A 24,412-nucleotide genomic window follows, 5' to 3' on the forward strand; every position below is an offset into this window, starting at 1 on the left:
TGAATCAAGCATCCTCAACTCATCCGCGTGAGCGGGATAACCCCTGCCTCCTCGCGGCTCGCTTGCCATAGCGCTTCGGCAGCAGCTTCCAGTTCGTCGCTGGCCGCGCGCGCGGAATCCAAGTCGTCGCGCATGCAGGCCTGCTCGATAGTGTCGGCAATGTCGCGGAGGCGCGTGGCGCTGATATTGGCGGCCGCACCGCGCAGACTATGGGCATGGCGAAGCAAGATTCCGCCATCCTCGGCATGCAGGGCGTGGCGGATGCGCGCGATTTGAGGGGGTAACCCAGCCAGGAATTGGGTCAACAGATCGCGTGCGAAGTCGCGGTCGCCCCCGAGACGCGCGAGCAGTTCGCTCCAGTCGAGCGCTGGGGTGGTCATCGGGTCGATTACTGGATCAATCAGTGAATCGATAGCGGGTGCCTTTGGAGCCTCGGCGGCTGGCGTTTGCGGCGCGAGCAATTCCGCGACCGGTAACCAGTGTGCCAGGGCCTTGGTGAGTGCCGGGACATTGAGCGGTTTGGTCAGATAGTCATCCATGCCAGCGCTCAGGCAGTGCTCGCGGTCGCCCTGCATGGCATGCGCGGTCATGGCGACAATGGGTACGCCGGGGTTCAGGACACCGGTGCGCGGATCGCGAATGCGGCGGGTGGCGTCCAGGCCATCGAGTTCAGGCATCTGCACATCCATCAGCACCAGGTCGTAAGGGATCTGGCGCAGGGATTCGATCACTTCCAGGCCATTGGCCACGGCATCGGCGCGCACGCCCATGCGGCGGAGCTGACCGAGCGCGACCTGCTGGTTGATCTGGTTGTCCTCGGCCAACAGCACCCGGCCACGGTGGCTTTGCTCACCGCCTCGGTTGCTGTTTAGGCCACCGCTTAGGCCGCCGGAGATCGCGCTTTGCTCCAGGCGCCGCGGTGCGCGCTCCGCCGCTGGAGACTCGGGTTGGGCGGGCGCGGCGGGACGGAATAACTCGCCAAGCAGGCGGCGCAAATCCTGATGGCGAATGGGTTTGGGCAGGCAGGCGTCAAAGCCCATGTCCAGGTAATCCGCCGTCTTGCCAGCGAGTGTCAGGGAAGGCAGCAGGACCAGTCGCAGCTCGGCCAGACGCGGGTCCGAGCGCAGCGCGCGACCAAGGTTGATCCCATCCATGCCGGGCAGTTGCAGATCAAGCAAGGCGGCGGTAAAGGGTTCGCCGGCATCCAAGGCCTGGTAGATCAGACGCAGCGCGCCGGGGCCATCGGTTGCCTCGCTCGGGCGCAGGCCCCAAGCCTCCAGCCGTCGGCCCAGAATCTCGCGATTGTTCGCATGGTCATCGACAATGAGAACCCGCTGCCGGGCAAGCTCTGGCGGTGGTTCGTTGCGGGCCTGGGATTGCAGTTCAAAGCGCGCGGTGAACCAAAAGGTTGAACCCTGACCCGCGATGCTGTCCACGCCAATGGCACCACCCATGAGTTCGCACAGTTGCCGGGAAATGGCTAATCCCAGGCCAGTGCCGCCGTACTCGCGGCTGTTGGATGTGTCCACCTGAGAGAATTTTTGAAAGAGTCGCTCACGTTTGTCTGGCGGAATCCCAATGCCGGTATCAGTGACGCGAAACCGCAGCAAAACCGCGCCATTGGCGGCCGCCGGCGGCTCGCCGATAGATACCTGCACACTCACCAGACCCTGGCTGGTGAACTTGAGCGCGTTGCCAGCGAGATTGAGCAGAATCTGGCGCAGCCGCCCGGGGTCCCCGCGCAGCCGGGTGGGTACCTCGGGATCGGCGGCGCAGAGAAATTCCAGCCCCTGATCCTGCGCCCGATAGGCCAGAGTGGTGGTGAAGTCATCGAGCAGTTCCTCGAGATCAAAGTCCAGTGTCTCAAGTTCCAATTTGCCGGCTTCGATCTTGGAGAAATCCAGAATGTCGTTGATCAAGCTGAGCAGGGACTCGGCACTGATGCGCACGCTCTCGGCGTAGTGGCGCTGATCAGCGTTCAGTTCGGTGTCGAGCAATAGCCCGGTCATGCCGATCACGCCATTCATCGGGGTTCGGATTTCGTGGCTCATGTTGGCGAGGAAGTCGCTCTTGGCGCGATTGGCCGCCTCGGCCTCGGCCTTGGCGAGTTGCAGCGAGTCGTTAGTCACGCGCAGCGCCTGTTCGACAATCTTATAGTCCGTGATATCGCCAATATGCCCATGCCACAGGGTGCTGCCATCCTTGAGGCGCTGCGGATTGGCCTGGCCGCGCAGCCAACGTTCCCCCCGGCCTGGCAGGCGCACCCGGTATTCGCATTCCCAGCGGCTGAGTTGCTCGGCCGAGCTATGAATCGACGCCATGACCCGATCAACATCCTCGGGATGCAAGCGGGCGATGGCCGCACCGGCATCCTCGCGCACTTCCTCGGGGGTGACCTCGTAGATATCGCGGATATGCTCGGAGGCAAAGGGAAAAGCGCTGCGACCGTCGGGATAGAGGCGATACTGATAGAGAACGCCCGGCACCAGACGGGAAAGATTGCCGAGTAGGTGATCGTGTTCGTGGGGAGGGTTGGCCAGCTTGGGAGAAGCGGCAACGGGCGTGGTCGTCATTGAGATGCTCCTCCGGCAGTCGCGTGGCGCAGCGGCACAATCGCACCGGCGATGAAACGCGCCATGTTCACATCCTCTGGACCAAGGGCGTCATGGCTTTTGGCGCTGAAGGCGGGGTCATAGTCACGCACCAAACCGGCATAAGCCGGCAGCTGCTCGAGCGCCCCGCGCACTATTTTCCGATCGGTGCTCCCCGCCTGGGTGATGGCAAGGGCGAGAAGATGGACAAGATCGTAGGCATGGGCGAAGCCGGTGGGGGTCTTCACTGGGTCATTTGGGTCATTTGGGTCATTGGCCAGCGTTTGCCCGACCAGGGGCGGAAATTGCTCGCGGTAGCGGCGCAGCACCCGTTCGGCGCGCGGCGGGCGCGGCGGGTCGAGAAAGGAGAAGGTCTGGGGAAACACCAGATCCACCGCGTCCAGGCGCGCGCCCAGAGGCGCGGCAAAATCACCACCGGCGATGCCCCAATGGGAAATGACCGGCAGCCGCGCGGACGCGGGCCGCGCCAGCAGCGCGTCAATCAGATGCACGCCATCAGGCGCGTTGCCGACAAAGATCAGGCTGTCGGCCTCGGCGGCGGTCAGACGTTCCAGGGCCGGAGCAAAGTCCCGCTCACCCCAGTTGAACCATTCCACCCGCGCCGGACGCAGTTCCCGGGCATCGAGCGCGGCAAGAAGGGCGCGCTCGTTGGAGCGGCCCCAGCCGGTTTGTTCCAGCAGCAGGCCGGGTCGGACCAGACCGCGCTCCAGCGCATGCTCCACCAATAGTTCGCCGACAAAGGCGTCGTTGAGTGACAGACGAAAGACATAATTGGGCTGGTGTCCATGGGTCATCAGCCCGGAACCGGCTGCCCAGGGCACCAGATAGGGGATGCCCCGGTCATGAATGCTGTCAAGCTCGGCGAGAATCACGGGGGTGTGCTTGCCGCCGAGGATGGCGATCACCGCGGGATCGGCCGCCAGTTGCTCGACATTATGGCGGCCGCGCGCTGGGTTGCGCCGGTGGTCGCGTTCCACCAGTTGGAGTTCGCGCCCGAGCACCCCGCCCGCGGCATTGATTTCAGCCATGGCCACCAAGGCGCCGCGCCGGATGGCCTCGCCGGATTGGCGGTCAGCGCCCGATAAATCGGCATTTAGGCCAACACGGATGGGCGGCGCCGCCGGCGCCAGACCGGCGAACAGGAGCAGGAGCTGAAACAGGATGAGGCCAAGGGCCAACCGGAAGCGAAGCGCTTTAGGCATCAAGGGGCGGCTCTCCATTAGCATTGAACAAACGCACGAGCAAGGCGTGCAGATCGCGGCCGCGAACCGGCGCGGATAGGGTGGCGTCGCAGCCAAGGGCCGTGGCAGCCTGGGGTGATTCAGCATTACTCCCTGTTCTGCCAGAGTCGGTCATCAACACCAAGCGCAGCGCGGCAAAACGGTTGTCAGTGCGCAGGGCGCGGCACAGCGAAGCGCCGTCCATGCCGGGCAGTTGTTGCTTGATGAGCGCCACAGTAGGTGATGCTCCGAGCGGTGACGGGCCGGCATTGGCCCCATAGAGCAGTTGCAGGGCTGCGGCGGCATCTCCGGCCAGGAGCGGGTGCAGTGCCCAGGCTGTGAGCAAGGCACCAAGTCGCGCGCGCTGGTCAGCCTGATCGTCAACAACCAGCACGCCCTGTCCGCGTAGCCCCCGGGGGACATCGCGCGCGGGCGGCGGTGATACCCCGGGCGCCAGGGTGAGGCGCACCCAGAAGGTCGAACCCACCCCAGGCGCACTTTCAAACCCCAGTCCACCGTCCATCAGCGCGACGAGCTGGCGCACAATGGCCAGCCCCAGTCCGGTACCCCCATGGCGGCGCGTGGCCGAGCCATCCACCTGACTGAAGGCTTGGAACAACAGACCCTGCTTGTCGGCCGGGATACCCATGCCGCTATCACGCACACTAAACTCAATCCAGTGCTGGTCAGCGCCCGCATGCCGGACCGGACTCAGAGTCAGGCATACCTCGCCTTGTTCGGTGAACTTGATGGCATTGTCAAGCAGCTTGGTTAACATCAGGCTAAGACGCTTGTCATCGCCGTGGCGCCAGGTTGCAAGCGCCGGATCGATCACGTACTGAAACGACAGGCCTTTTTCCGCGGCACGCCAGGCCAGCGCGTCGCTCAACTCCCCGAGCAGATCCTGGAGATCGAAATCCCGCGGTTCCAGTGTAAGCCGACCGGTTTCAATCGCGGAGAAATCCAGAATGTCGTCAATGATCGCCAGCAAGGATTCGGCGCTTTCCAGCACGGTTTTCGCCTTGTCGCGCTGATCCGCATCCAGCGGTGTGTCGAGCAATAACTCGGTCATGCCGATCACGCCATTCATGGGGGTGCGCAACTCATGGCTAATGTTGGCCAGGAACTCGCTCTTGGCACGGCTGGCCTGCTCGGCGGCATCCGCCAGACGGCGGCTTGCGGCGCTATCGGCGCGCGAGCGGCGTAATGCATCCAACGCGCGATTGAAGGCCCGCGCCAGACGATAGACCTCGCGCGGCCCGTCGGGCTCCGGGAGCCAAGCCGGCAGATCCCGGTCCATGCGCGCGGCCAAGTCGGTCAGCGCGTGCTCAAGTCGCACAACTGGCCGTGCGGTCAGGTGAGTGGCAAGCAAAATGGCACTCGTCACGCTCATCAGCGCCAGTGCCATCAATAACAACCAGGAGTGTTTCAGGGTGCGCAGGCCAGTGTCGACCTGGGCGCGTGGCAGCCCCACCTCGACCACTAGGGTTGCGAGTCCCAGGATGTTCGCGGTGGTCGACACCGCGACCCAGCCGGGTTGTGCCAAAATGGACGCCGCATCCGCTTGCGCGTGCTGATAGCGGTTGGTGAATAGCCGCTCACCAGTCGCTGTTCTAAGGGAAATAGCGTGTTCGCGTCGATTCCAACTGGCCAGCAACTCGGGTAGACCCGCGAACGGCAGCGCGATCACCACCGCACCCTCAGGGGCGCCATGGACAAGAATGGGGGTGGCGAAGACCAGCCCCTCCCGGTCGAAGCGCAAAAACTCAACGCCCGCATCGATCGCATGCGCGATCTCCGACACCGGCAACGCAGCGGGCGTCCTCTGTTGGTTGGAGAGAATCTCCCGGCCCTGAAAATCAAGCATGGCAAAGTAGCCGCTGGCCTCGGTGCCCGCTACCCGCTCCAATGAGCGAAACAGCGTGGGCAGATAGCGGTAGCGATCCTGGGTGTCGATCAGGCCGTTGATGACCAGATTGTTGCCGGCCAGGGCTCGGGCCTGGTTGCGTAACATGTTCAGGGTGTCGCGCAAAATGTCCTCGCTGTGGTGGGCCAGCTCCAGCACGTTGGCGTTGAGCCGAGCGTCCAGGGTGTGGCGCACCAGGGTGAAGACCGATGCGCCGAGCACGGCGAACACCACTAGGGTAACCGGCAATACCAGCAATAGCACCGCGCCACCCAAGCGTCGGGGGCGACGCGGGCGCGGTTTGGCGGCGGTGGCCGATGCCTGGGTCATGGACCCCGTGGCGATGATGGCAGTCATGCGGATGCTTCTTTACTTGGGTTGACGGATGGGGTCTCCGCGATCAGCGGCAGCCAGGTGCGCAGCATGGTTCGCAGACGCAGTGGGTTGATGGGTTTGGTCAGATAGCCGTTCATGCCGGCATCCAAACAGCGCTCGCGGTCGCCCTGCATGGCGTGGGCGGTCATGGCGATGATGGGAATCTCGCGCGGCAGGCTTCCGTCCATGGTGGCACGGATACGGCGCGCGGCCTCAAGGCCGTCGAGTTCCGGCATCTGCACATCCATCAGCACCAGATCGAAGGGCTGGTCGCGGAGGGCCGCGAGCACCTCGTATCCGGTGGCGACAACTGTGGCGCCGAGGCCGAAGCCTTTGAGGATGCCGAGAGCGACCTGTTGATTGATTGTGTTATCCTCGGCCAACAGGATGCGCGCCGCGCGCGCGGCGAAGGGCTGGGAATCCGTCCCCGGTTCAGTTCCCGATCCTATTCCCAAATCAGCTCCCAAATCAGCTCCCAAATCAATTCCCACATCAGCTGCTGAATCACTCCCGGGACTGGCTGACGCCGCAGTGGGACTGGCATCGGGAGCTTGGCCCAGCAATTGGACCAGCGCCTCTTGCATGGCGCTCAGACGGATGGGTTTGCTCAGCAGGAGGGTGCCGGGCGGCAAGTCCGCGGCGGCCAACTGGGTGTTGAAGGTGCTGAGCAGCACCAGAGGCATGTGGGCAAAGCGCGTGTCGGTGCGCAGGGCGCGCGCCAGGGCCAGGCCGTCCATGCCTGGCAGGCGCTGGTCGATCACGGCCAGTTGGTAGGGCTTGTCTGCCTCCAACGCCTGGTAACAGGCCGTCAGCGCGCCCGGAGCGTCGCGGGCGATCTTGGGCGCCAGGCCCCTGGCGGCCAGGTGGGTGTCGAGCACATCGCACAGGCTATCATTGTGAGCGACGATCAGTGCCGGTAAATCCAGGGGCAAGGCGGGGGGCGCGCTCTTGGCGCTCTCCAGGCAATCAAGCGGCAGGGTTAGCCAAAACTCCGAGCCCTGACCCGGTGCGCTGGTCACGCCGATCTCCCCGCCCATGAGTTCGACCAACTGGCGCGAAATCGCCAGACCAAGACCCGTGCCGCCATATTGCCGAGTGGTAGAAGCATCCACCTGGCTGAATTTCTGAAACAGCCGGTCGAGTTTTGCCGCCGGAATACCAATGCCGGTGTCGCGCACCACCATGCGCAGGCGCACCCTGCCAGGGGTTGCCGCCTGGGGTTCGGTCAGGGGTTCGGCCAGGGTAATTAGCACGGCAACCTCGCCCTCATGGGTGAACTTGATGGCATTACCGGCCAGGTTGAGCAGGATCTGACGCAAGCGCCCGGGATCGCCCCGCAGCTGCACGGGAACATCGGGGGCGGCGGAGCAGATCAACTCCAGCCCTTTGTCCGCGGCGCGCAGAGCCAGAGTGGCGGTGACGGCATCCAAGAGTGCATGCAGATCGAACGCCAGGCTTTCCAGTTCGATTTGACCGGCTTCAATCTTGGAGAGATCCAGAATGTCGTTGATCAGTCCCACCAGGCTCTCGCCGCTGGACTGAATGGTGTCGACATAGGCGCGTTGTCGCTCGTCCAATTCGGTGTCGAGTAGCAGATGGGTCATGCCAATGACGCCATTCATGGGGGTACGGATTTCGTGGCTCATGTTGGCGAGGAACTCGCTTTTCGCCTGGTTGGCCTGGCGCGCCAGCGCCACGGCCAGATCGAGCTCAATGGTCTTGCATTCCAACTCCTGGGCATAGGCAGCGAGTTTGGCCTCGGCCGCTTTGCGCTCGGAAATGTCCTCGAACACCGTGACCGCGCCAACATAGCGCCCTTCCGGCAGCAGCGGTCGACTGATCACCAACACATCGATCAAGCGCCCATCGGCGTGGCGAAAGCGGGTTTCCTCGCGGTATTCGCGCCCGGCGCGCACCGCCGTGACGATGGGACAGGTCGCGCTGGAGGTAAAGGCGTTGTCCTGGTGGCGATGGAAGAGGTCATGGGCCCCCTGGCCGATCACGGCCGGCTCGGCGTAGCCCAGCAGCTCGCGACCATAGGGGTTGATGCTGAGAACACGCTCCTCGCCATCGGTCAGATAGAGCCCCTGGCCCATGGTGTCGGCGATGACTTTGAGCCGGTTGCGCTCATCGAGACGCGCTTCGAGCGCCCGCAGCAGCAGCCACAGGACAATGAACAGCGTTGCCAATCCAGCCACCATGCCGAGCAGACGCAGGTGAAAGGCCCGGTCAAGCGCGCGGAACTCAGGCTCCTCGACATAGGCCACTAGCAAACCAACCTGACGTTGCCCCGGATCAAACACCGGGGTGCGCAGCACCGCATAGTCGCGCCCCTGCGCGCGCAGACGGAAGGCGCCCTCGCGGCCCTGTTCCAGATGATCGAGACATTCAGGCTGGTCACGCAGGGCCGCGAGCACTGGCCCCATGAAGTCCGGCAGGGGCGGCGGCGAATCCGGGCGCAGGCGGTGGGGGTCCTCGATCAGAAACCGCGCCGAGGCTGGCCAGGGTTCGTAGAGACTTTGCTGTTCGTCAAACAGGATGGCGCGTTGACGCTCTGTATCCAAGAGCAACTGGAACACATAGGTCGGCATCAGCGCCTGCAATTCCTCCATCAGCACCTTGAATGGCAGGCTAAGTTCGACGCTGCCCAGATGCCTGCCCCGCGCGTCGAGAATGGGATAGACGCTGCGATAGCCTGAGACCACCCGGCCCACTTCAAACCCGAAAACCGGTTTTAGCTCGGTATTGACAAGGCGAATGGAGTCACGCGCATCAAGCAAATTATCGCCAAAGCGCGCCGGATGATGGAAGCGCAGCAGGCTGTCGCCATTAGGGCGATGAAAATGAAATTGGCGCAGGCCGCGTTCGACCATGCGTTCGTAAGCTGGGCTCAGGTGCCGGAAAAGTTGCAGACGGGCGAGGTCGATCCGCGCCGGATCGCTCGTCGCCTGGAGCAGCTCCAGGGTGCGCGGTTGATCGACATATTCCTCGAAATAGGTCGCGACACTGTTGCGCTGCAGGGTCTGGGTTGCCCGCCAGCTCACGTGCAGTGTCAGCAAATCGCGCTCCAGCAGGCTCGCAACCGCGCGGTCGCGTTCGCTGGCCAGAATGGCGGTGGCGAGTAGCCCCAAGGGCACCACGGCGCCAATCAGCAACGCCAGTCCCTGGCGGCGACGGGCGCCGGCCGAGCGCGACCAGGGCACCTGCGTCATGGCGCGATCCGCTGCAGATAGGGGGCGGAAAAGGCGCGCATGGTCTCGACCTGCTCGAACAGGCTGGCATCGAAGTCCGTAAAGCCGGCGCGGCCGCTCTGCAAGCGGTCGCGCTGCATGTCTGGCAGCTGCATCAGGGTGGTGCGCAACCGCGCCAGTTCGGCATGCGTCAGCCGCTCCAACCGCGCCGCGAGCACAAAGCCGGGCATGGGCTCGGAAGTGGCCAGTACCCGCAGTCCCAGGCCGTGAAAACGCCGCGCCACGCTGTCCTTGACCCCGCCAAGGGAAAAAAGCTGGCGCAGCACCGCCAGCGCCACTTCATCATGCCCGCCCGCATAGGTTGCCGCGATGGATGCGGGTTCGACGCCATGCTCGGCCAGCAGCCAGAAACTGGCGGAGGGGCCGCAGGTCGATTCCGCGCGAGTGAACGCGACCTTGGGTGGTGAGTCAGGGCTGGCGAGCGGCGCCAGGGATTGCAGGCCATCGACTGGCGCGACCAGCACGCAGCGATAACTCGCCTGGCCATCGGACTCGCGAACACTCACCACAGGTTGCAGCGCGGGCAGCCGATCACGCGCCAGCAGATAGGGCAAAGGGCCAAGCTCGGCCAGATCGATCTCACCCTGGGCCAGCGCATCAATCAGGCAGGCATGATCGCGACACAGCCGCATCTCCACTGGGCGCTGGAGCAACTGGGCGAGCAGATCGGCCAGAGGCTGGTTGCGCATCTGGGTTAGGGACGGGTTTTCCAATGGCAGCGGGGCAAACACCAGCGGCTGCCCAGACGCTTGCTGCCAGAACAGGCCCAAAAGCAGCAACAACCACAGCCAGGTCAGGACTCCTGATGTGCTCCGGTGATCACCCCGCTGGACCGGCGCCGCCAAGCCTGACCAGAAGGCAATGCAAAGGCCGATAACATTGCGGTTAAACATCCTGGATTTTCCTAGTGCCCAGTTGTTGCTTGGCTGCCGAGCGGAGCCAGGGCGGGAGCGACAGCCAGCCATTTGCCAAGCATCGCCGCCACGGCCGCGGGGTCGAGCGGCTTGGCCAGGTAATCATTCATGCCGGCGGCCAGGCAGCGGTCGCGATCCTCGGGGCGCACGTGCGCGGTCATGGCCACGATGATCAAGGCCGGGCTGGCCGGCGCGAAACCAGTTCCTCGGCCGCGCAGCCGCTTGGTGGTCTCCAGACCATCGAGTCCCGGCATCTGGATGTCCATCAGCACCAGATCGAAGGCCTCGCGCGTGAGCCTTGCCAGGGCCTCCTCGCCATCGCTGACCGCCTCGGCCTTGATGCCGAAACGCGCGAGCAACCCCAGTGCGACCTGACGATTGGTTAGATTGTCGTCCACCACCAGCACCCGAGCATGGGTATCAAGACGCGGCGGTTTCTTGAACAGCTCATCATGGCGGTCGCCTGTCTTCATCCTCGATCCGCGCGCGGATGAGCGCGTGGTTTGGGTTTGCAAACCAAAACGCGCGCTGAACCAAAACTCCGCGCCTTGCCCCAGTTGGCTGTTGACACCAATCTCGCCGTCCATGAGTTCGGTGAGCTGGCGCGCGATGGCCAGCCCCAGCCCGATACCACCGTATTCGCGCGTGCTGGAGCCATCGGCCTGGGTGAACTTCTCGAACAGGTGTGCGCTGGTCTCGGGCGCCAAACCAATGCCGGTGTCGCGTACCGCGAAACGCAGGATAAGCGCGTCGTGGCGTCGCTCAATCAACTCCACCATAAGGCGTACCTCGCCCTGGCTGGTGAACTTAATGGCATTGTCGACCAGATTGGTCAGCACTTGGCGCAGGCGCCCTGGATCGCCCCATAGCTGCGTCGGCAGCTCGGGCGCCATGGCACAGATCAGCTTAAGACCCTTCTGCTGGGCGCGAAAACCCTGCGCGTCGCTGAATTGATCAAGTAACTGGCCGAGATCAAAGGCCTGCCGCTCGAGCTTGACCTGACCGGTTTCAATGCGGGAGAAGTCCAGCAGATCTTCGATCAATGCCAGTAAAGTCTCGCCGCTGTGCTGCAAGATGCGCGCCTGGCCCTGTTGTTCCGTCGTCAAACCGCCGCTCAGCAGGAGCTCGGTCATGCCCATGATGCCATTGAGCGGCGTGCGCAGTTCGTGGCTGACATTGGCGAGAAACTCGCTCTTGGCGCGATTGGCGCTCTCGGCCTGCCCGGCGAGCGCCTGGGCCTGGGCGGTGGTGGCCTCAAGTGCCTGCTCGGCGCGCTTGCGCTCGGTGATGTCGATGGCGCAGCCGACCACATACTCCACCTGCCCCTGCGGTCCCAGTTTGGGCGATTTGGCGATGCTCAGCAGGCGTAACTCGCCACTGGCATCGGGCGCCCACTCCTCGGTAACCAGGGTGCGCGCGCCGGTGAAGACCTGCGAATTGCTGACTCGACACACCTCAACGACGGCTCCAGGCAGGAAATCGCTCAGATCGCGCCCTATCATGGCATCCTTGGGCACGCCGAAGAAATCAGCATGGGCTTGATTGACCGCGCCATAGGTGCGCTCATCGCTCAGGTACCAAACTTGAATGGGAATGGTGTCGAGCAAGATGCGCCGATCCTCGGCCTCGCGCGCGAGCGCGCTCTCCAACTCCTTGAGATGGGTCTGATCGAACAGGTAGCCGCGGATCTCGCTAGGGCCGCCATCGGGTGCGCGCACGACTTGGGTGACATCATAGAACCAGCGATAGCGCACAGTGTCTTGTTCCCGCACCGCCAGCCGATAGGATTGCTCGAAGCGTTGATTGCCCGCGGTCAGATGAACCGCAACTTCGTCTTCAGTGCGCGCGCGATCCTCGGGATGAATCAAGTCGATGAAGTGGAACCCCGGCGCGCACAGTTCCTCGGGTCCGTAGCCAAGAATGGCCTTGGCATTGCTCGACACCCGCTGGATCGGCCAGCTGGGTTCCAGCCCCCAGACAAAGGTCACCACCGGCCCGGCGGAAAACAGATCACGCTCGGCGCGTAGCGCCTGCTCGGAGCGCGCCAGGCGCTCAGCGTTTTCTACCCGCTCGGTGATGTCGAAGGCAATCTGCAGGCGCGCATACTGGCCGTTGGTCCAATGGATCGCCTGATCGCGGCAGTCATAGTATCGCCCGTTGCGCGCGTTCAAGACCTCCCAGTGGCGGATACCGCTGGGCTGGCCATGGGCATCGAACAGCTGCTCAGGCGAGCAGTTGGCGCAGCGTTCATCGTGCCCGTGCAGCGCGCGCCAGCAGGTTTCGCCCTCGATATCGCCAAAGAGCGCCCGGCCATGGGCATTGACAAAGAGAATCTCTTCACTCGCCAGATCGCTGACATAGACCAGGGCGTCAAGATTATCGAGTACCGCGTGCAGGCGGCGTTCACTCACCAGGAGCGCTCGCTCGGCTTCTAGGGCGCGCCTTTGGTTACCGGCATCAGTAACGGCCAAGGTAGCCCAGGCGCGTGCGCCGGTTGCGTGGGCAATGCCAGCAAAAAAGACGCCGCAGAACGCGCTGGCCAGCGCCAGGCCGTTCAACAGATTTGGGGGGGGAACAACAGCGACGGAAAAAGAGAACCAGAAGCGGGCGAAGCCTGCCAGCAGCAGCGCGGTCAGCAGCAGGGCCACGGCGAGCCACGTCGGTCGGAACCTGATGGATGGAACTCGCCGGGATAGGTGGTCGCTTTGCTCCTGGCGCTCGGTGCCGGGAAGATCGGAGCGACCAGGATGTTGAATTTTCATTGGGATTGCCGTGTCGTGTTCAGCTATAACCAAGGGTCAGAGAACAAAGACAATCAACACAAAACCGGGTTGTTGCACATAGCATCCGATTAGGCCGCAAACGAGCAGCATGATTCGGCTGCTGGCGCGAGCGACAGACTTTGGTATAGCACAAATGCAACGCATGACAATGCATACAGACTATTCGGGCTCCAATAGTGGCGCATGGATTGATAAAAAAATATCTTTGCAGTTAATTGGTTATGAAAAAGCATTGATATTTTTCAATCATATTATTTATATTTTTTCATCATTACGCGGCAGTAACAGGCCCCTTTTGATTGCCGGGCGCTATACTTATGCGCGCGGATGCATATTATAGCATGCGCGCGCCCTGGCACCCGAGTTGGGCGAGGTATGGCCTCTGTGTTTTGTCTTCAACAATTCGCCAGATGATGACTTGATGAACCCCAGTGTGCGCGAGCCAGTGTGCGTGAGTCAGTGTGCGCGAGTCATTAGGATGCGCCGGAGTAAGCTGTCATGCGGATTCGCTCCAAATTCCTGCTGCCCTTGATCATTGGCAGCGTCTTATTGGGCATCGGTGGATTCATTGCCCTCAATACGCAATTGCGCCAACTGGAAACCGCCTTCATCGACATGCTGGTCAAGGCGAAAATCGCTGATGTGGAGCGGGCCATCAATGACGCCGGCCGCGGCGCCCTGGCGCAGGCTGCGCAGTATAGCCAGGCTGACGCGGTGATCGCGGCCTATCAGTTGGCAGGCGATGGCCGGTTTGAGGACGAAGCCGATCCCAGGGCGCAGGCTGCGCGCGAGCAACTGCGCGCCCAGTTGGCGCCGATGGCAGCGGGCTACACGGCTCTGCTCGGCAAGAAGCTCCAGTTGCACTTCCACCTGCCCAACGCGCGCTCCCTGCTGCGCCTGTGGCGCGAGAAGCAGGCCAGGCGCGATGGCGAATGGGTCGACATCTCCGATGATCTGTCGTCCTTTCGCCAGACGGTGATCGATGTCAACCGCGACGGCCGCTCCCTGAGCGGAATCGAGCCCGGGCGTGGCGGCTTCGCGGTGCGCGGCCTGGCGCCGGTGATCGGGCCGGATGGCAAGCGGCTCGGCTCGGTCGAGGTGCTCGCTGATTTCGATCAGGTCCTCACCAGCCTGCAAGAGCAGGCGGGGCTGTCGATGCAGCTTTATATGAATGCCAGTCTGCTGCCCATCACCACCCGGCTGCGCGATCCACAACAATACCCAGTGCTCGATGATCGCTATGTGCTCATAGCTGGTCAGGAACATCGCGCCATCAGCACAGCGGTGGACGCCAATTTGCTGGGACAAGCGGTGTCCGCACCTATCACCAAGGTTCAGGGCGAGGCCGCGCTGGCGCTGTTCCCGGTGCGCGACTACAAAGGCGAGTCGCTCGGCGTGATGGTGCTGCGCTACGATGTCAGCGGCCCGCGCGCCATTATCGCCACGGCGCAACTCATCACCCTGCTGACCTTGGGACTCTTGGTGGCGCTGCCGACGGTGCTCGGGCTGCTGGTACTAAGCCGCTTCGTGATCGCGCCGGTCAATCAGGGGCTCGCCTTCGCCCGCCACATGGCCGAGGGCGATCTGAGCGCCAACATCGACCTGCATAGCCGCGATGAACTCGGCGAACTCGCGCGTGCGCTTAACCACATGGCCGAGCGCTTTCGCGAGGTGGTCAGCGGCGTGCGACATGGCACCGAACAGCTCGGCGCCGCCTCGCGCGAGGTTGATGCCGCCTCTCAGTCCATCGCCCAGGCGGCCACCGAGCAGGCCGCCAGCGTGGAGCAGACAGCGGGGACCATGGCCCAGCTCAACACCCTTGTGCATGACAACACCAGCAAGGCCCACGCTACCGAGGAAAAAGCCATGGACGCGGCGCATGAGGCCGAGAAAGGCGGCGAGGCGGTCAGCCGCACGGTCACGGCGATGAAAGGCATCGCCGATAAGATCGGCCTGATCGAGGGCATTGCCTACAAAACCAACCTGCTGTCACTAAACGCAGCCATCGAGGCCGCGCGCGCCGGCGAGCACGGCAAGGGTTTCACCGTGGTGGCGGCGGAAGTGCGCAAGCTCGCCGAGAATAGCCGCCAGACCGCGCTGGAAATCGGCCAACTCGCTAAGGACAGCCTGGCGGTGGCCGATGACGCCGGGCGCAAGCTGGCAGCGACGGTGCCGAAAATCGGCGAAACCGCCACGCTGGTGCGCGAAATCGCCGCCGCCTCGCAACAACAGGCCAGCGGTGTCGAGCAGGTCACCACGGCGATGTCGGATCTGGAGCGCGCCACTCAGCAAAACGCCGCCGTCTCCGAGGAACTCGCCGCCACGGCAAACCAGGTCAGCGAGCACTCCCAGCGCCTGCATGAGACCGTGGCGTTTTTCAAAACGGGGTGAGGTTTACACCAAAAAGGGCGATTCCGAAAAGACCCGGCAAAAAATGCGAGAGAGACGGCCTGGACCATAAGTCGGGCCACCCGTATTTGTTGGTCTGGAGTCGCAAGGAATAAGACACTGTTTTACATAGAGGTAAAAGCAGACTGCCCGACTAAATCGCTAGGTTTTGGCCCGGATTATGATCAAGGCCTGCAATCACATGCGCGGCAGCTCGTTCCAATCCGCGCCCGGCCAATTGGCCGGGCGATGCCCATCTGGTTGTTGCCATGGTGGTTCCTTATGCGGTGTTTCAATCCGCGCCCGGCCAATTGGCCGGGCGATGCCGAACAGGCGGTAGAGATCGTCGATGTCGGCTTGGTTTCAATCCGCGCCCGGCCAATTGGCCGGGCGATGCGATGCACAGATGGATGTCGATGCTTTGTTTGCCGGAGTTTCAATCCGCGCCCGGCCAATTGGCCGGGCGATGCCTTGCCGCGCTGCCCACCGAGCTAAGCACGCTCCTGTTTCAATCCGCGCCCGGCCAATTGGCCGGGCGATGCTCTGGTGCTACGCCAGTGCTATAGCGCGCCAGCCGTTTCAATCCGCGCCCGGCCAATTGGCCGGGCGATGCCTAATCGTTGCCCCGTCTGTGATGCGCCCATCGAGTTTCAATCCGCGCCCGGCCAATTGGCCGGGCGATGCGCCCGCGCGGGCGATGTTATCAAGCTCGCGAGCTGTTTCAATCCGCGCCCGGCCAATTGGCCGGGCGATGCACGCGCGTCACACTAGACGCGCCAAACACACACTAGTTTCAATCCGCGCCCGGCCAATTGGCCGGGCGATGCCGCGTGCTGCTGATGATTTGGCGCGCGATTTGGCGGTTTCAATCCGCGCCCGGCCAATTGGCCGGGCGATGCTACTAACAACGGCAAGGAGATTAAGACAATGAAAAACGTTTCAATCCGCGCCCGGCCAATTGGCCGGGCGATGCGCGCGCTAAACTGCGCGCGTCAAGTATTCTAATCAGTTTCAATCCGCGCCCGGCCAATTGGCCGGGCGATGCTCAGCCTCCAGATGGATTTGCCGTAACCCTTGCCGGGTTTCAATCCGCGCCCGGCCAATTGGCCGGGCGATGCCTTTTCTGTCTAGTTACCTGTTAGGCTTAATCACCAGTTTCAATCCGCGCCCGGCCAATTGGCCGGGCGATGCCCAGGCAATGCGCTGGCAGTCCATGTCTGGGTGAGTTTCAATCCGCGCCCGGCCAATTGGCCGGGCGATGCCTTACGCTCGCACCGATCTACTTTGTGATCGGGTATGTTTCAATCCGCGCCCGGCCAATTGGCCGGGCGATGCCTGGAGCGCATCGCCACTCACCGCCTGGGCCTGGGTTTCAATCCGCGCCCGGCCAATTGGCCGGGCGATGCATTATGTGGCTCAGCGAAAGATACCTGGCTGTTGATGTTTCAATCCGCGCCCGGCCAATTGGCCGGGCGATGCTGATGCGCCGCACCGCCGTCCTGTCGCACTTGATCGTTTCAATCCGCGCCCGGCCAATTGGCCGGGCGATGCGGTAGTCGGGCAGGACGATGGAGCGGCGCAGCGGGTTTCAATCCGCGCCCGGCCAATTGGCCGGGCGATGCGCGGCAACGCCGACTTTTTCCAGCTCGCCTGCAAGTTTCAATCCGCGCCCGGCCAATTGGCCGGGCGATGCGTCACAGTCCGGGTCTTTTTCGTCCAGCCAGTTCAAGTTTCAATCCGCGCCCGGCCAATTGGCCGGGCGATGCAAGCGCTGGCGCACCGAGCGGGCCTGAAATTGATCCAGTTTCAATCCGCGCCCGGCCAATTGGCCGGGCGATGCTCACCAAGGCCGCACAGGGCCGCAACGTCGGTATAGTTTCAATCCGCGCCCGGCCAATTGGCCGGGCGATGCGCGTTAAGGAACGTCGCGCCAGCCAGATTGTTAGCGGTTTCAATCCGCGCCCGGCCAATTGGCCGGGCGATGCCCGAGCGCTTCGCGCCGGCTGATGATGGCGTTATATGGTTTCAATCCGCGCCCGGCCAATTGGCCGGGCGATGCGCGCGCCTCTGGCGGGACTTCGCGCGCGGGGATCGTGTTTCAATCCGCGCCCGGCCAATTGGCCGGGCGATGCGCCGAAAAACTCGCCCACGGCGGCGGTGGCGGTGTTGTTTCAATCCGCGCCCGGCCAATTGGCCGGGCGATGCCTTGGCGCTGGCGGCGGCTTTGCTGAGCACGTCGGGTTTCAATCCGCGCCCGGCCAATTGGCCGGGCGATGCCCTGGCTGCCGATGCCATGCGCCACGCTTACGCGGTTTCAATCCGCGCCCGGCCAATTGGCCGGGCGATGCTGGTCTGTGGCGCCCGTGTAGGGGCCGGCGAGCAAGTTTCAATCCGCGCCCGGCCAATTGGCCGGGCGATGCCGCGGCAACGCCGACTTTTTCCAGCTCGCCTGCAAGGTTTCAATCCGCGCCCGGCCAATTGGCCGGGCGATGCGCTCCCGCTCGCGCGCCTTAGCTTGGTCGTTATGCGGTTTCAATCCGCGCCCGGCCAATTGGCCGGGCGATGCGCTGCTGGTGCAAGTCCTTGTATTACAATGTCCTTGCGGCGAGCTTGCGCGAACCTGGTCAACAAAGGCTGCTGCCGTTGCGGCTGATGCATGAGAAGAATGCCACTGACCTTAACAATCAGGTGGTTATGGGTTGCGCGAAAGCGTGGGGGACGGGAGTTCGCTTGGGGTTCGCGCATCAGATCACTAATGGGCCTTCAAAATTGGTTGAGCGAAAGCGGCCATATTCCTTGATGCGCAAATCGTGGGGTTCGGTGAGGCGGTAGAAGCGGAGATTATCCTCGGTTTCATCAATTTCCGCGAGGAGTTCGCGCTCGATCTGTTCGTAGAGCATTTGGTCAACCAGGCATTCAAACACCGATTTTTGGACGCGCTGGCCATAACGCTCGCAGACCTTGGCGACTCGGCGCAGACGGCGGCGGCCAGCGGAGGTTTCGGTGGATACGTCGTAGGTGACGATGATGAGCATGGTTAGTTCGTCGCTTTTCTCGGTTAATCAAGTTTTTGCAAGAAAAGGCAGATAACCGTCAAGATCGCCACGCAGGAAGCGGGCGAGGACGCGGGCTTGCACAAAGGGCAGAATGCCGATGGGTACTTTGGTCTCGAGTAGCGGATGGGTGATCTCTTCTAGCTTGCGTTCCTGCCAGGCGGCAACCACCGCGCGGCGGCCTTGGTCGTTAAGCAAGACTGAGCCGCCTTCACGCTGGTCGAAGTCCTTGACGGTGAGTTGCGACCGGTTAATCAGTGTCAGGGCGAAGCGGTCGGCGAGAATGCTGCGAAATTCTTCCTGAATGTCCAAGGCAAGCGCGGCGCGCCCGGGGCGCACGGCGTGCAGAAAGCCGAGTTGAGGATCGAGTCCGATGGATTCGAGTGCAGAGCGGCAGTCATTCATCAACATGGAGTACAGGAACGACAGCACAGCATTCAAGCGGTCACGCGGCGGGCGGCGCGAACGGCCCGGCAGGCTGAAATGCTCGCGCATGGCGGGTTTGACGATGAGTCCGAGGACAGAGAAGTACCGGCGGGCGGCTTCGCCCTCGGTGCCGCGCAGGCTGTCGAGATCTGGGCTGCCGGGCACTGCACGCAGGGAGGCGGCTAGGGATTCGGCGGCGGCGGTCAGTTGCGCGGACTCGTCGGCGTTCTGGGTTTCACGGGCGCCGCGCAGCAAAACGGAGCGGCTGTTGCGCAATTTGCCCGCGATGATGGCACGGGCGATGGTGATGCTCCCGTTCTTGTTCTCGTTCGCGCGGTATTGGGCTTGCCGCAGGAGGATGTTGCCAGACACCGGGCCTTCCAGTCGCGCCTTGAAACGCCCTGAACTGTCAAGCAGAATCAGCGATTTGCCTTCATCGGCAAGACGGTGCATCAGGGCGGGCGAGACCATGATGTTGCCAAAGCAGACCAGGCTGCCGACATGATGCAGGGGCACCCGAAGTCGGGTTTCGCGCTCAATCTCGATGCGCACCGTGGTGTTGTCCAGATGCACATAGGCGCCTGGGGTCATGACGTAAAGGCTGTTTTGCACCTGATAGGTGGTTTGGCTAGCGGGCATGTCAGGCGGCCTCGGAGTCCGGATCGAACAGTCCGCTGAGGGCGCGCTTGAAGCGTTCGCGCTCTGCGATGAGTTCAGGTTGACACAGCTCGGCCAGGGAGCATTCGCGGCAGCGGCGGTCGTTGACCGGCGGCGGCAGGCGCCCGGAGGCGAGCATGGTGCGGATGGCGGTCAGCGCCTCGCTGACGGCGGCGCGCAGGCTGGCATCGATGGCAACTTCACGGCGGCGATGACTGGATGCGTGGTAGATGGCGCCATGCGGAACCGGTCGGTCGAACATTTCTTCAAGGCAAAGTGCTTGGGCGGCGAGCTGGATATCATCATGGCGTGCCTGGCGTTTGCGACCATGTTTGTATTCGACCGGTAAGATGGCGCCGTCGGGATGGATTTCGACCAGATCGGCCTTGCCAACCAACCCCAGACGTTCGGACCACAGCGGCAGGGAGCGCTCGATCTTAACGCCGGCCTTGATGGCCTCGCCGGGCTGATCGACCAGATGATGCACCGCTTGTCCGCGCGCGGTGTGCAGATTGTCAGCGAAAGACTGCTCCTGGTGAATGAGCGCGCACTGACGCGGGCAGTAGGCCCAGTGTTGGAGCGCGGAGATGGCGATGGGGTCTGGTGTCCCGACCTTGTCGGACGCCGCTGTTGTATATACACTTGCAAGCATGAAGGTCATTTTCGATCCCGGCAAAGACCGCCGCAACATCTCCAAGCACGGTGTGTCACTGGCGTTGGCGGAAAAACTGGAATGGAACTTGATGACATGCTGGGAAGACGACCGTGAGGATTATTTCGAGTTGCGGCTGAAATGCCTTGCGCCCTTTGGGCCGGTGATCTATTGCGTCGCACTGACCGAGGACGATGATCACTATCGGATTTTCAGTCTTCGTAAAGCCACACCAAAAGAGGTGAGAGACTATGTACGTCGAAGATAGGCATGGCCGAACCTTCCATGTGCCTGACGAAGAAGAAGCCAGGCAGATTCGCGACGGCATTGAGGCCGATCCGGATGCGACGGAATTCACCGATGCGCAGTTGGCGCGGATGCGTCCGTTGGCCGAGCTGCGCGCGCAACGCAAGCAAGCGATTTCGATTCGGCTCTCTCCCGAGGTGCTGGAGCACTTCAAAGCTGGCGGCCCCGGCTGGCAGACGCGCATCGATGCAGCATTGCGCGATTATGTTGCCGCGCATTCGGCGCATTGAATCCCTTGTCGGACTCAGGCTTTCAGGTGGGCACCTGAAAGAAATCTCACGCACAGCCTCGATACTCAGGGATTCATGATCAGCAGTTCCACGCCGGGAAAGTCCGCGAGCGGACCCGGTTGTGGGGCATGAACGCGATAATCGCCGATCTGGCGTGCCGGAGCCGCCGGATTGGTCCGCTCGATGCGAATCAAATCGAACAGTTTATGCGCCGGGGCATTGCCCAACTCGGAGTCGTGCTTGAAGACATAGAGCCCGCGCGTCGCCATCTGCCCGCGCGCGGCAGAGCGGTCGTGCTCGAATATCTGCCCGAGCGCTTGCCAAAGCAGATCGAGATCGCCCTGATCGAAGCCGGTTTGTTTGGCGAGAAAGGCGGAGACGAAGCCGTGGGCACGATAGAGTCCATAGGGGACCGTGTGCTTGCGTCCCATGGTACGGTTGTCGCCGGATTGCTTTTCGGCCTCGGCATCGGTCGCCACCGCCATGCGGGTGATGGAATGCTCGGCGGCGACAATGGGATCGACCGAGCGCGCGAAGGTGAGCTGCACCGGGCCGCGCACCTGACCGCAGTTGGGCGCGCTTTTTAAGGACAACACAGCGCCGAAGGTGCGGATGTCATAGAAGTCCTGACACATCTGGGCGCGACCGCGCTCGGTCTCGTCGCGGCTGGGTTTGCGTGACTTGGTGTCCTTGAGCGCTTTCTCGATCAATTTGGCGAGTTTCTTGTCCAGATCTGGCGTGTCCTTGAGCCAATCCTTGACTTCGCCCTTGTCGAGCACCGCCGAGAAGGCAAGCTGGGCGCGGCCTTCGTCATCGCTGATGCGCTCAATGCCGGGCGGCAAGGCGGTTTCCGCCAGGGCATCTTCCAGCTCAAGCGGCACCTCGATGGTTTTGGTCTCGCCGAGGTTGATGCCGAGTTTCTCGAACGCCTTGACATGAGCATGGCCGAGCACGGCCTTTTCCTTGACATAAATGTCGTAGCCGGGCGCGAATAGCCCATCGTCCTGTTGTTTGGTCAGGCCGACGAAGTTGCGCACCTTGCGCTTCAGCGACACATCGGTGACCAGCCCCTGACCGGTTTCGGCATCAAGGCGCGGCAGGTTGCCGGCGTCCGGGTCGCCATTGGGATTGCCGTCCTGGACATCGAACAGCAGCACGAAATCATAACGATGGCCAATGCTCATGCGTCTTTCTCCTGGGAATTCTGGTCGTCTGGTTTAGCGGGTCGCTTGGTGAAAAAGGCTTGGCGCTGATGGTAGTAGCCAATGGCGAAGCGCCCCTGATCGGGCATGGCCATCTGATTGGGGAAATCGGCCAGCCCGTCGAGAATCTCGGCGATCAGGCGCTCCATGTTGACGGCGCGACCTTTGGCGAGCTTGCCGATGTGGTGGTTCTTGAGTCGCATCAGGGTCGGGAAGACCGCTACCGGGGTGCCGGAGGCGGCGCCATAGAAGCGATCACGGATGGTGCCGTTGATGCCGGGGCTGGCTTCTTCCTGGATGCGCTCAAGCGTAGCGAACAGGCGCCCGAGCCGATAGGCCGGGCTGGGATTGGCGAGATCGAGCATGGGCGTTGGCTCCGGGGCGGGATTGAGCGAATTTGTACCGGCGCGGCGCTGGTCGCGACACAGCCAGGCTTTGATGACGGCGGCGCGCGGGTAGGTCACGCGCTGCTCGGCGCGACAGCGCTGCACGGCGGCGTGCAGCAGGGTGGTTGGGTAAGGCCGCCCATTCAGGGTGGCGCGCATTACATCGCCGCCAAGATTGGGCGGAATGTTGTCGCCCTTGCCTTGCTGGGCGCAGTTCACCAATAGCCGAAATAGCGACAGGTATTCGGGATCGTTCGGCCCGCGCGCGATGCGCAGATCCTCGAAATGCCGGCGAATCCGTTGCGCCAGTTCCAGCGCCGGTGCGGTCTCCCAGAAGCGGATGCTGATGCGCGCGGCATTGGGCGCGAGGCCAAGCACATGGAAGCGATCCTCGCCCTTGCCGACGGCGAATTGACCCGATGCGACAGCACGATACAGCTCGGCGATGGCGCGCGTGCCCCGGTCAGGATCATCTTTCGGCGGCTCGCCGAAGAGGTCGGGCAGCGCGGTCTCGAGCGCATTGGGTTGTTCGGCCCAGAAGACGGTCGAGCTGTCGCCGACCTGGACGCGCTGCGGAGACTCCTTGCGCAGCAAATGGTTCAGCGCCGTGGTGTAAGCACTCGCTGCCGCCTTGCCGATAGGCGCATTGGCGCCCTGGAGTTTGCCGTAGGAGCGAAAGGCGCCGAGATTGAAGGAAACAATATTGGCACCCGATGTTTGCGCACCCCACACGCCTTTGATCGGCGGATGCAGGCGCTCGATGGTGCCGCGCTCGCCGCTGAGGAGGCAGATCGCGCCGTCCTCGGATGCGGCGGGAGGTTGTCGCAGCGCGTCCACCACCAATGGGCGCTGGCAGACCAGGTCGAGATCGCCGCGCAGCCGAAAGCCGATGCAAGGGTTGGTCTTGGTGATGTCCTCCCATACAGGCAATGCCTGCATGGCCCCAAGCGGTGCTTCGCGCAGAAAAGAGCGCATGGCCTGAATAGCGGCATCCGCTCGGGTGTCGTCCGGCAGTTCATCAAGGCGGGCGATGAAGGCGCGGTGCATCTCTTGCACGCGATCAAGATAGTCGTCGGCCTTGCCTTTCTTTTGTCGTTCATCAAGCTTCTTTGGATCGGGAATCCCGAGCGCATACTCGGCCGTGTCCCAGAGCAGATTGGCCTTGACCTGAACCGTGCGCTTTTCCGCCTGCGGCACTAAAAAACGCTGAGATGACTTGAGGTTGCCATCGCGACCGCGCGTATCCGTGAGCCCGATGAGACTGCCCTCGGGGTCGAGTTCGATAACAAAGGGGATTTCTTTGTACTCGAAGCCAGCCGGTGCGAAGGACTCGCCGCCAGTCTCGGCAGCCTGTAGTCGCTGGTAGTAAGCCGCGAGCGCTTGCAGAATCATGCCAGCACCTCCGGGTCGGACCAATTCGGCACCTCGATCACGCCGGCTTGCATCTGACCGCGAAAGAATCTCGGCTGGGGGTCTTGCGGGTCGCCGAAGTCCAAATCGAACAACATGAAGCCCAAATCGCGACTGTCGGCGATGGGCGCGGTTGTGGCGGCGCCGGGATCAATCAGCTCGAAGGCGGCGGCAAACTCGCGACAGCCCAGATAGGGCTGGTTGACGCATTGGCCGCGCCGAGCGCGTCGCTCGAACATCTGCCGATACTTTTCGCTGTTCGCGCCAGGGTCGCGCTTGGCATCGAAATGCAGCTCGGCATGCAGTCGATAAGCGACATCGCGCAAAAACAGCCCAGCACGCTGCTGGCGACCATCCTCGATAAACAAGCCGCGATAGCCCTCGCCACCGCCGCGATCCGTTGCCAGGCCGCCGACCTCGTTGCGCTTGAGCGTCATCCAGCGGATGGGCTTGAGTACCTCGATGCGGCACACCTGCCAGCGGATGGCGGGTTTCCAGAGAATGGCGTCAAAGATGGCACGCGCCGCCGATGGCGTGATGACATCGTAGCTGACGCGCTCGACCTTCATCTCTGGGCGCGTGAAGCAGGCGAAATCGCCCCAGACTTCCAGGCAATAGGTGTTCATGCGGCCCTCTAAAGA

At 62.8% G+C, this 24,412-nt stretch carries 16 protein-coding genes and 1 CRISPR repeat array; of the genes, 4 read left to right on the top strand and 12 right to left on the bottom strand.

Features of this window, described 5'->3' with window-relative positions; translation table 11 throughout:
* Positions 1-14 precede the first annotated feature (14 nt).
* Genes Thiowin_RS06765 through Thiowin_RS06790 form a run of 6 tightly spaced genes read right to left on the bottom strand, consistent with a single transcriptional unit; the run spans position 15 to position 13,040 of the window.
* On the bottom strand, positions 15-2,573 hold the full coding sequence (locus tag Thiowin_RS06765) for a PAS domain-containing hybrid sensor histidine kinase/response regulator (protein WP_328986982.1): 2,559 nt from the start codon (positions 2,571-2,573) through the stop codon (positions 15-17).
* Positions 2,570-3,814, bottom strand: a complete 1,245-nt coding sequence (locus Thiowin_RS06770) for an ABC transporter substrate-binding protein (protein WP_328986983.1) — start codon at positions 3,812-3,814, stop codon at positions 2,570-2,572. Before Thiowin_RS06770 ends, Thiowin_RS06765 begins: the two co-directional genes overlap by 4 nt.
* Positions 3,807-6,095, bottom strand: coding sequence for an ATP-binding protein (locus tag Thiowin_RS06775; RefSeq protein WP_328986984.1), 2,289 nt, complete (start codon positions 6,093-6,095; stop codon positions 3,807-3,809). The genes Thiowin_RS06770 and Thiowin_RS06775 overlap by 8 nt, the downstream gene beginning before the upstream one ends.
* A complete protein-coding gene (locus tag Thiowin_RS06780; protein ID WP_328986985.1) occupies positions 6,092-9,325 on the bottom strand; it encodes a response regulator in 3,234 nt (1,077 codons plus the stop codon). The genes Thiowin_RS06775 and Thiowin_RS06780 overlap by 4 nt, the downstream gene beginning before the upstream one ends.
* On the bottom strand, positions 9,322-10,257 hold the full coding sequence (locus tag Thiowin_RS06785) for a PhnD/SsuA/transferrin family substrate-binding protein (RefSeq protein WP_328986986.1): 936 nt from the start codon (positions 10,255-10,257) through the stop codon (positions 9,322-9,324). The genes Thiowin_RS06780 and Thiowin_RS06785 overlap by 4 nt, the downstream gene beginning before the upstream one ends.
* An 11-nt stretch (positions 10,258-10,268) precedes the next feature.
* Positions 10,269-13,040: an ATP-binding protein gene (locus tag Thiowin_RS06790; protein WP_328986987.1), complete on the bottom strand. Its 2,772-nt coding sequence runs from the start codon at positions 13,038-13,040 to the stop codon at positions 10,269-10,271.
* A gap of 109 nt (positions 13,041-13,149) precedes the next feature.
* Here Thiowin_RS06790 and Thiowin_RS06795 point away from each other — a divergent pair, with 109 nt between their 5' ends.
* Together Thiowin_RS06795 and Thiowin_RS06800 are read left to right on the top strand one after the other, a co-directional pair.
* On the top strand, positions 13,150-13,401 hold the full coding sequence (locus tag Thiowin_RS06795; RefSeq protein WP_328986988.1) for a hypothetical protein: 252 nt from the start codon (positions 13,150-13,152) through the stop codon (positions 13,399-13,401).
* A 158-nt stretch (positions 13,402-13,559) separates the two neighbouring features.
* A complete protein-coding gene (locus Thiowin_RS06800; RefSeq protein ID WP_328986989.1) occupies positions 13,560-15,452 on the top strand; it encodes a methyl-accepting chemotaxis protein in 1,893 nt (630 codons plus the stop codon).
* A 213-nt stretch (positions 15,453-15,665) separates the two neighbouring features.
* Positions 15,666-18,015: direct repeats of the CRISPR family, unit length 37 nt; unit sequence GTTTCAATCCGCGCCCGGCCAATTGGCCGGGCGATGC.
* A gap of 178 nt (positions 18,016-18,193) precedes the next feature.
* On the opposite strand, the gene cas2 is transcribed toward Thiowin_RS06800, so the two are convergent.
* Genes cas2 through cas4 form a run of 3 tightly spaced genes read right to left on the bottom strand, consistent with a single transcriptional unit; the run spans position 18,194 to position 20,237 of the window.
* Positions 18,194-18,484 (bottom strand): CRISPR-associated endonuclease Cas2, encoded by a 291-nt coding sequence (gene cas2, locus Thiowin_RS06805; protein WP_328986990.1) that lies wholly within the window; start codon positions 18,482-18,484, stop codon positions 18,194-18,196.
* A gap of 27 nt (positions 18,485-18,511) precedes the next feature.
* A complete protein-coding gene (gene cas1c, locus Thiowin_RS06810) occupies positions 18,512-19,567 on the bottom strand; it encodes a type I-C CRISPR-associated endonuclease Cas1c (protein WP_328986991.1) in 1,056 nt (351 codons plus the stop codon).
* A 1-nt stretch (position 19,568) separates the two neighbouring features.
* Positions 19,569-20,237: a CRISPR-associated protein Cas4 gene (cas4, locus tag Thiowin_RS06815; RefSeq protein ID WP_328986992.1), complete on the bottom strand. Its 669-nt coding sequence runs from the start codon at positions 20,235-20,237 to the stop codon at positions 19,569-19,571.
* On the opposite strand from cas4, the gene Thiowin_RS06820 reads away from it, so the two are divergent.
* Complete coding sequence (locus Thiowin_RS06820; RefSeq protein WP_328986993.1) at positions 20,236-20,505, top strand: BrnT family toxin; 270 nt, start codon at positions 20,236-20,238, stop codon at positions 20,503-20,505. The two genes, cas4 and Thiowin_RS06820, sit on opposite strands and share 2 nt — an antisense overlap.
* Entirely contained in the window at positions 20,489-20,773 is a 285-nt protein-coding gene (locus tag Thiowin_RS06825; RefSeq protein WP_328986994.1) for a BrnA antitoxin family protein, read from the top strand. The genes Thiowin_RS06820 and Thiowin_RS06825 overlap by 17 nt, the downstream gene beginning before the upstream one ends.
* A gap of 65 nt (positions 20,774-20,838) precedes the next feature.
* On the opposite strand, the gene cas7c is transcribed toward Thiowin_RS06825, so the two are convergent.
* From cas7c to cas5c, 3 genes are read right to left on the bottom strand one after another with little or no spacing between them, the layout of a single operon-like run.
* Entirely contained in the window at positions 20,839-21,957 is a 1,119-nt protein-coding gene (gene cas7c / locus Thiowin_RS06830; protein ID WP_328986995.1) for a type I-C CRISPR-associated protein Cas7/Csd2, read from the bottom strand.
* Entirely contained in the window at positions 21,954-23,753 is a 1,800-nt protein-coding gene (gene cas8c / locus Thiowin_RS06835) for a type I-C CRISPR-associated protein Cas8c/Csd1 (protein ID WP_328986996.1), read from the bottom strand. The genes cas7c and cas8c overlap by 4 nt, the downstream gene beginning before the upstream one ends.
* The gene (gene cas5c, locus Thiowin_RS06840) at positions 23,750-24,397 is read right to left on the bottom strand and encodes a type I-C CRISPR-associated protein Cas5c (RefSeq protein WP_328986997.1); all 648 of its coding nucleotides are present in this window, start codon (positions 24,395-24,397) and stop codon (positions 23,750-23,752) included. Before cas5c ends, cas8c begins: the two co-directional genes overlap by 4 nt.
* Between the last annotated feature and the right edge of the window lie 15 nt (positions 24,398-24,412).

Source organism: Thiorhodovibrio winogradskyi, from assembly GCF_036208045.1.
Classification (GTDB): Bacteria; Pseudomonadota; Gammaproteobacteria; order Chromatiales; family Chromatiaceae; genus Thiorhodovibrio; species Thiorhodovibrio winogradskyi.